At 58.7% G+C, this 7,925-nt stretch carries 4 protein-coding genes, 2 rRNA genes and 1 pseudogene (1 of these 7 cut by a window edge); all 7 read right to left on the reverse strand.

Features of this window, described 5'->3' with window-relative positions:
- Positions 1–13: 13 nt before the first annotated feature.
- Positions 14–1,003 (reverse strand): asparaginase, encoded by a 990-nt coding sequence (locus V6093_RS11825; RefSeq protein ID WP_047603506.1) that lies wholly within the window; start codon positions 1,001–1,003, stop codon positions 14–16.
- Positions 1,000–2,154, reverse strand: a complete 1,155-nt coding sequence (locus V6093_RS11830; protein WP_004576807.1) for a hypothetical protein — start codon at positions 2,152–2,154, stop codon at positions 1,000–1,002. The genes V6093_RS11825 and V6093_RS11830 overlap by 4 nt, the downstream gene beginning before the upstream one ends.
- Positions 2,155–2,164: 10 nt before the next feature.
- Positions 2,165–3,061 carry a nitrilase family protein gene (locus V6093_RS11835; RefSeq protein WP_003254849.1) on the reverse strand — a complete coding sequence of 299 codons (897 nt, stop codon included), beginning with the start codon at positions 3,059–3,061 and terminating at the stop codon, positions 2,165–2,167.
- Between the two features lie 246 nt (positions 3,062–3,307).
- Positions 3,308–3,475, reverse strand: a pseudogene (locus V6093_RS11840) (oxidoreductase); the annotation flags it as partial.
- A gap of 142 nt (positions 3,476–3,617) precedes the next feature.
- Positions 3,618–5,261 (reverse strand): acetolactate synthase large subunit, encoded by a 1,644-nt coding sequence (locus tag V6093_RS11845; RefSeq protein ID WP_003254851.1) that lies wholly within the window; start codon positions 5,259–5,261, stop codon positions 3,618–3,620.
- 628 nt (positions 5,262–5,889) lie between these two features.
- Positions 5,890–6,005 (reverse strand): 5S ribosomal RNA (gene rrf / locus V6093_RS11850).
- Between the two features lie 131 nt (positions 6,006–6,136).
- Positions 6,137–7,925 (reverse strand): 23S ribosomal RNA (locus V6093_RS11855); it runs 1,104 nt beyond the window's last position.

Below are 7,925 nucleotides of genomic sequence, written 5' to 3' on the forward strand. Positions count from 1 at the left end.
GCGGGCAGATGGTTCAGGGCTGCAACCAGGCCTGCAGCTCATGTTGCCGGTCGGCGCCTATCAGCAGCCAGAGCAAGATGCGGCACTTGCGCGGGCAGAGTGGCCCAGCCATGTAGACGCCTTTTTTCTGCAAGTCGATTTCTGCACCAGCAAACCCGTAGGTTGCCCGGGCTGTAGGCCCTCTCCCTGTGCGTGTAGCAACCAATACCGGCAAGGTGGGCGCCAAGTGTTCCAGCACTTCGGACCAACTGGCAGAAACATGACCAGCACCGAAACCGGCGATGACCAACCCTTCGTAACCCAGTGTGGCCACAGCCTGCAGCAGCGCCGTGTCTGCGTCCAGGCAGGCTTCCAGCAGGGCAACGCGCTGGTCGATGCGATACGGTAACGGCAACACTTCCCGCCGCCCAGGCGGATGGCGATACAACACGCTCCCCTCCACAACGTCGCCCAACGGGCCACATCCGGGCGACTCGAATGCCGCCATCGCCAGGCTGGCCGTCTTGCGAACCCTTGCCGCGCAGTGGACCTGATCATTCATGACCACAAGCACACCTCGCCCATGGCTGTCTTTTGCCAATGCAACCTGGGCCGCAGCCAACACGTTGGCCGGCCCATCATTGCCCGGCTGACTCGCCGAGCGCATGGCACCCGTCATCACCAATGGCACCTCGAATGGCCAGAGCAGATCCAGGAAATAGGCCGTTTCCTCAAGGCTATCGGTCCCTTGGCTCAATACCAAGGCCTGAGCTCCGCGCTCCACCTCGCCCCGGGCCCATGCCAGCACCTCCAGCAACGTCGCGAAGTCCAGCGATGCACTGGGGAGCAGGCACAATGAAGCAACGTTCAACTGTGCCATCTCGCGCAACTGTGGAACCTGAAGCAGTTGCCGCTCACAATCCAGGCTTGGCGTCACACCACCCCCAACCGCACCGGCCCGCATACTGACCGTGCCGCCCAGAGTGGCGATCGACAGCCTGGGCAAGCTCGAATGTTCACTCATGCTTCTCCCCCCACAACCAAACCGACTACCGGCACGATGCCCAGCGTGCAGATGGCCATCGACACCACATTGCCGATGTAGCCATGCACATAGGCCGGCAACCGCTGAGTGATCGCCACTGCCAGCGGCGGAGCCAACAGTGCACCCAGCACTGCACTGGCCACCACCACTTGCCAACTGCCGCCATGTGTCAAGACCGCGGCCGGGACGATCGACACAATCGGAATGTAGGTGGGGTACCACCCACGGGCTTTCCACTGTCCACGCCAGCATACAACCCCGACCAGGGATGCCAGGGCCTGCCCGGCCACCATCTGCATCACCAACATAGAACCGTATGACAGTGCAGCCGGGCTCAACAGGTATGCCAGCAACACACCCAGCAATAGCCCGAGGCTGGCCAGCTCATTACCAAAGAATGGGGCTTCGCTGAAGTCGGCCAGAACGCGCCGCAAAGTCCAGACCACACCGTAGTCAGGCTGATTGACAACCGGCGCCACGACGGTGGGTTCACCGCATTGGCGTACCCATGAAGGAAAGCGCTTGCACAGGATGAAGGCCACGACGCTTGCCACAGCCATGCCACTCACATTGCCCACTACCACGGGCAACTGCAGGGGATAACACAGGTAATTGACCATCAGCAGGCTGGCCGGTGTTACCAGTAGTGCCCCCAGTAGCGCCCCCGTGATCGTCACCCGCCAGCCCGCACCAAAAAGCAAGACCATGGCTGCCGGCAATGACACGAAGGCAACGAACGTTGGTTGCCAGATGCCACTGGCCAAGGTCCATCCCCACAATGCATGGCTGAGCAGCAAGCCCAAGAGCGAGCTGGTAAACACCCATGGCCATAATCCGCTGCCATAGCAAATGGCAAAGCCCTGCCAGCGGTACCCTCGCACCTGCGCCCAGTGCGCCAGGCACGCGCCCAGCAGCAAGCCCAGCGCGGGTAGTTCGTGCTTGTAGAAAGCCACTTCACTGATATCACCAACAATCCAGCGCAAGCGGCTGAGCGGCTCATCGAGCGTCGCCACCCTCTGTGCATAATCCAGCCATTGGCCATGGGCAAGGCTTGCAGCGAGAAACACCAGCAGGCAGCCGAACATCAACACAAGCCAATGCTGCTGTCGTGAGAAGAAGTGCGTGTTCATTCGCAACTCCTCAACGTGGCATAGGTGCATGCAAGCGATAGCCAAGGGTGGCATCGTAGAGGTCGGTGCGCCGGTCTCTTGGCAGGTCGTTGAGGCTGTTCCAGATCGGTGCCGACCGTGCACTGCTCAAATCGACATCGGCATAGATAATCTCCTCGGCTTCTGCACTGCCCACCTCGCCGATCGGCCAGCCATGAGTACCGGCGATCAGCGAGCAGCCCAGGAAGCGCCCGCCCCGCTCACTGCCGACCCGGTTCGCGGCGGCGATATAAACGTTGTTGACATGCGCTGCCGTCATGGTCAGGTACGAGGCCATGCAGCGCCCTGCATCATCGAACAACGGCGGCGGGGTCCATACCCAGTTGTTGAGGCTGCAGATGATGTCGGCACCTTGCGCGGCCATCACCCGTGGCACTTCCGGGAACCAGATGTCCCAGCAGATCAGCAGGCCGATACGGCCGATAGGCGTCTCGAACACCGGGAACCCCAGGTCACCAGGGGTGAACCAAAGCTTTTCCTGGTTCCACAGATGCGCTTTGCGGTAGTGCCCGAGCAGGCCTTCGGGGCCAAACAGTACAGCACTGTCGTATAGCTTCAGCCCGTCACGTTCGGCAAACCCCGCAGCCAGGTATACCTGGTACTGCTTGGCGAAGTCGGCCCAGGTTTTCAGGCAAGGGCCGTCCTGCAACACCTGCGCATGGGAATAGGCTTCGGCACGGGAGTTGAAGGTGTAGCCCGTGTTGGCCAGTTCAGGCAGTACGATCAGGTTGGCACCTTCGCGTGCTGCGCGCCGGGCCAATGCCAGGCCTCTGCTCACGTTGCTCTCACAGTGCTCAAGACCGACCTGAGGGTCGTACTGGATGACAGCGATACGTACGGGGCTGACGGGGGAACAGGATTCAGACATGGCGGCTTCCTTCTTGTGGTTGTTTTGGAAGGACGCCAGTAAAGCGATGTTGGGTCAGGGAGCGACAGTCAGGAGAGTCCTATGGAACCAAAGGAAAATCACACAATGGCAGTAGGACTCCCCCTACAAAATGCGCCGTACGCCGTTATTTCCCAACCTGATAGTGTGGGTAGTACTCAAGGGTAAAGTCACCATTGAACTGTGCTGAAGCAACCCGGTAACTCCGGCACCGACGATGCAAATTCAGTGATCGGGTTGTGTGGCGCGTGCGACGCCTCCCTTTTGTTCAATAAGACGGCGGTAGTCGAAGCAGAGATCCGGGGGATTAGGGAAACGCGCTGCCCACGGCTGCATAGGCAGTGATGGGTCGATGGCCAGATCGGCAGGATGGTTGTGTGTCGAACCAATAGTCATGTTCTCGGGTTCTCCATGACTAGAGAACCTGAGAATGATCAATTGCAACAGGCGTGAAGTGGTTGCTAACTACCACCCGCCGGCACCTACAGGATCTGAGATACCTGTGGGTGCCGGCTTACAGCGATAAGGTCGTCAGGGCTTACACCGCCAACGCGCGCTCACGCAGCTCGCTGTTGAGGATGCGGTCGTTCTCGCTGTAATCGACCGGGCAGTCGATCACGTGCACACCTGGGGTCTTGATGCAGTGCTCCAGCAGCGGCAGCAGGCCTTCGGCGCTTTCCACGCGGTGGCCGTTGGCGCCGTAGGCTTCGGCATACTTGACGAAGTCCGGGTTGCCGTAGTCCAGGCCGAAATCGGTGAAGCCCATGTTGGCCTGCTTCCAGCGGATCATGCCGTAGCCGTCGTCACGCAGGATCACCACGGTGATGTGCATGCCCAGACGTACTGCAGTTTCCAGTTCCTGGCTGTTCATCATGAAGCCGCCGTCACCACACACCGAGATTACCGGGCGGTCCGGGTGCACCAGGTGCGCAGCCATTGCCGATGGCAGGCCGGCGCCCATGGTCGCCAGGGCGTTGTCCAGCAGCACGGTGTTTGGCTTGTGCGCTTTGTAGTTGCGGGCGAACCAGATCTTGTAGATGCCGTTGTCCAGGGCGACGATGCCTTCGGACGGCAGTACACGACGGATGTCAGCCACCATGCGCTGTGGGTAGACCGGGAAGCGGTCGTCGTCAGCGCCTTCGGCGATCTGTGCTTCGTTGGCTTCACGGATGGCCATCAGGCGGGTGAAGTCCCAGTGCGACGTGTCGTTCAGTGCTTCACTGATCTGCCACACGGCGTTGGCGATGTCGCCGATCACTTCTACTTGCGGGAAGTACACGGCATCGACTTCGGCAGAGCGGAAGTTGATGTGGATGACTTCGGTGCCGCCACGGACCATGAAGAACGGCGGCTTCTCGATCACATCGTGGCCAATGTTGACGATCAGGTCGGCGGCTTCGACGGCGCGGTGAACGAAGTCGCCCGACGACAGCGCAGCGTTGCCAAGGAAGCGCGGGTGGCGCTCGTCGACCACGCCTTTACCCATTTGGGTGGTGATGAACGGGATGCCGGTCTTGTCGATCAGTTGCTTGAGGACCTTGGCGGTCATCTTGCGGTTGGCACCGGCACCGATCACCAGGATCGGGTTACGCGCGTTCTGCAGTTTCTCGACGGCAGCTTCAATGGCCACGTGCTCGGCCAGCGGGCGGCGGTGCAGGCTGCGCGGGATCGGCAGCGCGTCGGTCTGCTCGGCGGCGATGTCTTCCGGCAGCTCCAGGTGCACCGCACCCGGCTTTTCTTCTTCGGCCAGGCGGAAGGCTTCGCGCATGCGGGCCGGGATGTTGTCGGCCGAGGCGAACTGGTGGGTGTACTTGGTGATGGGGTCCATCATGCCGCACACGTCAATGATCTGGAAGCGACCCTGCTTGGACTTCTTGATCGGCTTCTGCCCGGTGATCATCATCATCGGCATGCCGCCCAGGTAGGCGTAGGCGCTGGCGGTCACCAGGTTGGTGGCACCAGGGCCGAGGGTCGACAGGCTGACGCCGGTCTTGCCGGTCAGACGACCGTAGGTGGCAGCCATGAAACCTGCAGACTGCTCGTGACGGGTCAGTACCAGCTTGATCTTCGACTTGCGCAGGGATTCGAGCAGGTCGAGGTTTTCCTCACCGGGAATGCCGAATACATACTCGACACCTTCGTTTTCCAGGCATTGCACAACGACATCGGCGGCCTTGGCCATCTTGCTTGCTACCTCAAGTGATGGGACGGGGAAGTCCAGAAATGCGCAGCACGGTACGCTGGCATCGCCAGGTCCAGAGCAGAAGTGCCCCGAACCAAAGTCTTGACGTAGGGGGGGGGCGGGAAAGTCGCGTTAATGATGCGTGGAGGCCAATCTAGCCTGGCGTCGCACCATCCTCTGTAGGAGCGGGTTTACCCGCGAAGAGGCCGGCCCTGCTGGCCAATTTCCACCCGCCGTTCACCGTTGCCGCCGCCACCGTATTCGCGGGTAAAACCGCTCCTACACAGATTGGTGGTGGACACACATCGGGGGGTGGACACAGGCCGTCGTAGGAGCGGGTTTACCCGCGAAGAGGCCGGCCCTGCTGGCCAATTTCCACCCGCCGTTCACCGTTGCCGCCGCCACCGTATTCGCGGGTAAACCCGCTCCTACACAGTTTGGTGGTGGACACACATCGGGGGGGGGGACACAGGCCATTGTAGGAGCGGGTTTACCCGCGAACACCGGCGAAGCCGGTGCCCTCCACCGAGCTGCCTGTTCCCACAGTGATTCGAGCAGGTCCAGTTTTTTTTGCCCACAAAGACAAAACCCCTACCTGCATGCGCAGATAGGGGTTTTGCGAAATGAATCTTGACGATGACCTACTCTCACATGGGGAAACCCCACACTACCATCGGCGATGCATCGTTTCACTACTGAGTTCGGGATGGGATCAGGTGGTTCCAATGCTCTATGGTCGTCAAGAAATTCTGTTGCCAGAATGTCCAGATGGACAGCCCAGCGAATTCGGATATGCGATATTTGTGGTCTTACGAATTTTCGGGTCTTTCGTCTTCACCACCGCAATCTGCGTCAGCAAATTGCTTGGGTGTTATATGGTCAAGCCTCACGGGCAATTAGTATTGGTTAGCTCAACGCCTCACAGCGCTTACACACCCAACCTATCAACGTCGTAGTCTTCGACGGCCCTTTAGGGGATTCAAGATCCCAGTGAGATCTCATCTTGAGGCAAGTTTCCCGCTTAGATGCTTTCAGCGGTTATCTCTTCCGAACATAGCTACCCGGCAATGCCACTGGCGTGACAACCGGAACACCAGAGGTTCGTCCACTCCGGTCCTCTCGTACTAGGAGCAGCCCCTCTCAAATCTCAAACGTCCACGGCAGATAGGGACCGAACTGTCTCACGACGTTCTAAACCCAGCTCGCGTACCACTTTAAATGGCGAACAGCCATACCCTTGGGACCGGCTTCAGCCCCAGGATGTGATGAGCCGACATCGAGGTGCCAAACACCGCCGTCGATATGAACTCTTGGGCGGTATCAGCCTGTTATCCCCGGAGTACCTTTTATCCGTTGAGCGATGGCCCTTCCATACAGAACCACCGGATCACTAAGACCTACTTTCGTACCTGCTCGACGTGTTTGTCTCGCAGTCAAGCGCGCTTTTGCCTTTATACTCTACGACCGATTTCCGACCGGTCTGAGCGCACCTTCGTACTCCTCCGTTACTCTTTGGGAGGAGACCGCCCCAGTCAAACTACCCACCATACACTGTCCTCGATCCGGATAACGGACCTGAGTTAGAACCTCAAAGTTGCCAGGGTGGTATTTCAAGGATGGCTCCATGAGAACTGGCGTCCCCACTTCAAAGCCTCCCACCTATCCTACACAAGCAAATTCAAAGTCCAGTGCAAAGCTATAGTAAAGGTTCACGGGGTCTTTCCGTCTAGCCGCGGATACACTGCATCTTCACAGCGATTTCAATTTCACTGAGTCTCGGGTGGAGACAGCGCCGCCATCGTTACGCCATTCGTGCAGGTCGGAACTTACCCGACAAGGAATTTCGCTACCTTAGGACCGTTATAGTTACGGCCGCCGTTTACCGGGGCTTCGATCAAGAGCTTCGCTTGCGCTAACCCCATCAATTAACCTTCCGGCACCGGGCAGGCGTCACACCCTATACGTCCACTTTCGTGTTTGCAGAGTGCTGTGTTTTTAATAAACAGTCGCAGCGGCCTGGTATCTTCGACCGGCATGGGCTTACGGAGCAAGTCCTTAACCCTCGCCGGCGCACCTTCTCCCGAAGTTACGGTGCCATTTTGCCTAGTTCCTTCACCCGAGTTCTCTCAAGCGCCTTGGTATTCTCTACCTAACCACCTGTGTCGGTTTGGGGTACGGTTCCCAGTTATCTGAAGCTTAGGAGCTTTTCTTGGAAGCATGGTATCAACCACTTCGTCGCCTAAAGGCAACTCGTCATCAGCTCTCGGCCTTGAAATCCCGGATTTGCCTAAGATTTCAGCCTACCACCTTAAACCTGGACAACCAACGCCAGGCTGGCCTAACCTTCTCCGTCCCTCCATCGCAATAACTGGAAGTACAGGAATATTAACCTGTTTTCCATCGACTACGCTTTTCAGCCTCGCCTTAGGGACCGACTAACCCTGCGTCGATTAACGTTGCGCAGGAAACCTTGGTCTTTCGGCGTGCGAGTTTTTCACTCGCATTGTCGTTACTCATGTCAGCATTCGCACTTCTGATACCTCCAGCAAGCTTCTCAACTCACCTTCACAGGCTTACAGAACGCTCCTCTACCGCATCATCGTAAGATGATACCCGTAGCTTCGGTGCATGGTTTGAGCCCCGTTACATCTTCCGCGCAGGCCG

The sequence above is a fragment of the Pseudomonas putida group bacterium ESBL64 genome (assembly GCF_045277175.1).
Classification (GTDB): domain Bacteria; phylum Pseudomonadota; class Gammaproteobacteria; order Pseudomonadales; family Pseudomonadaceae; genus Aquipseudomonas; species Aquipseudomonas alloputida.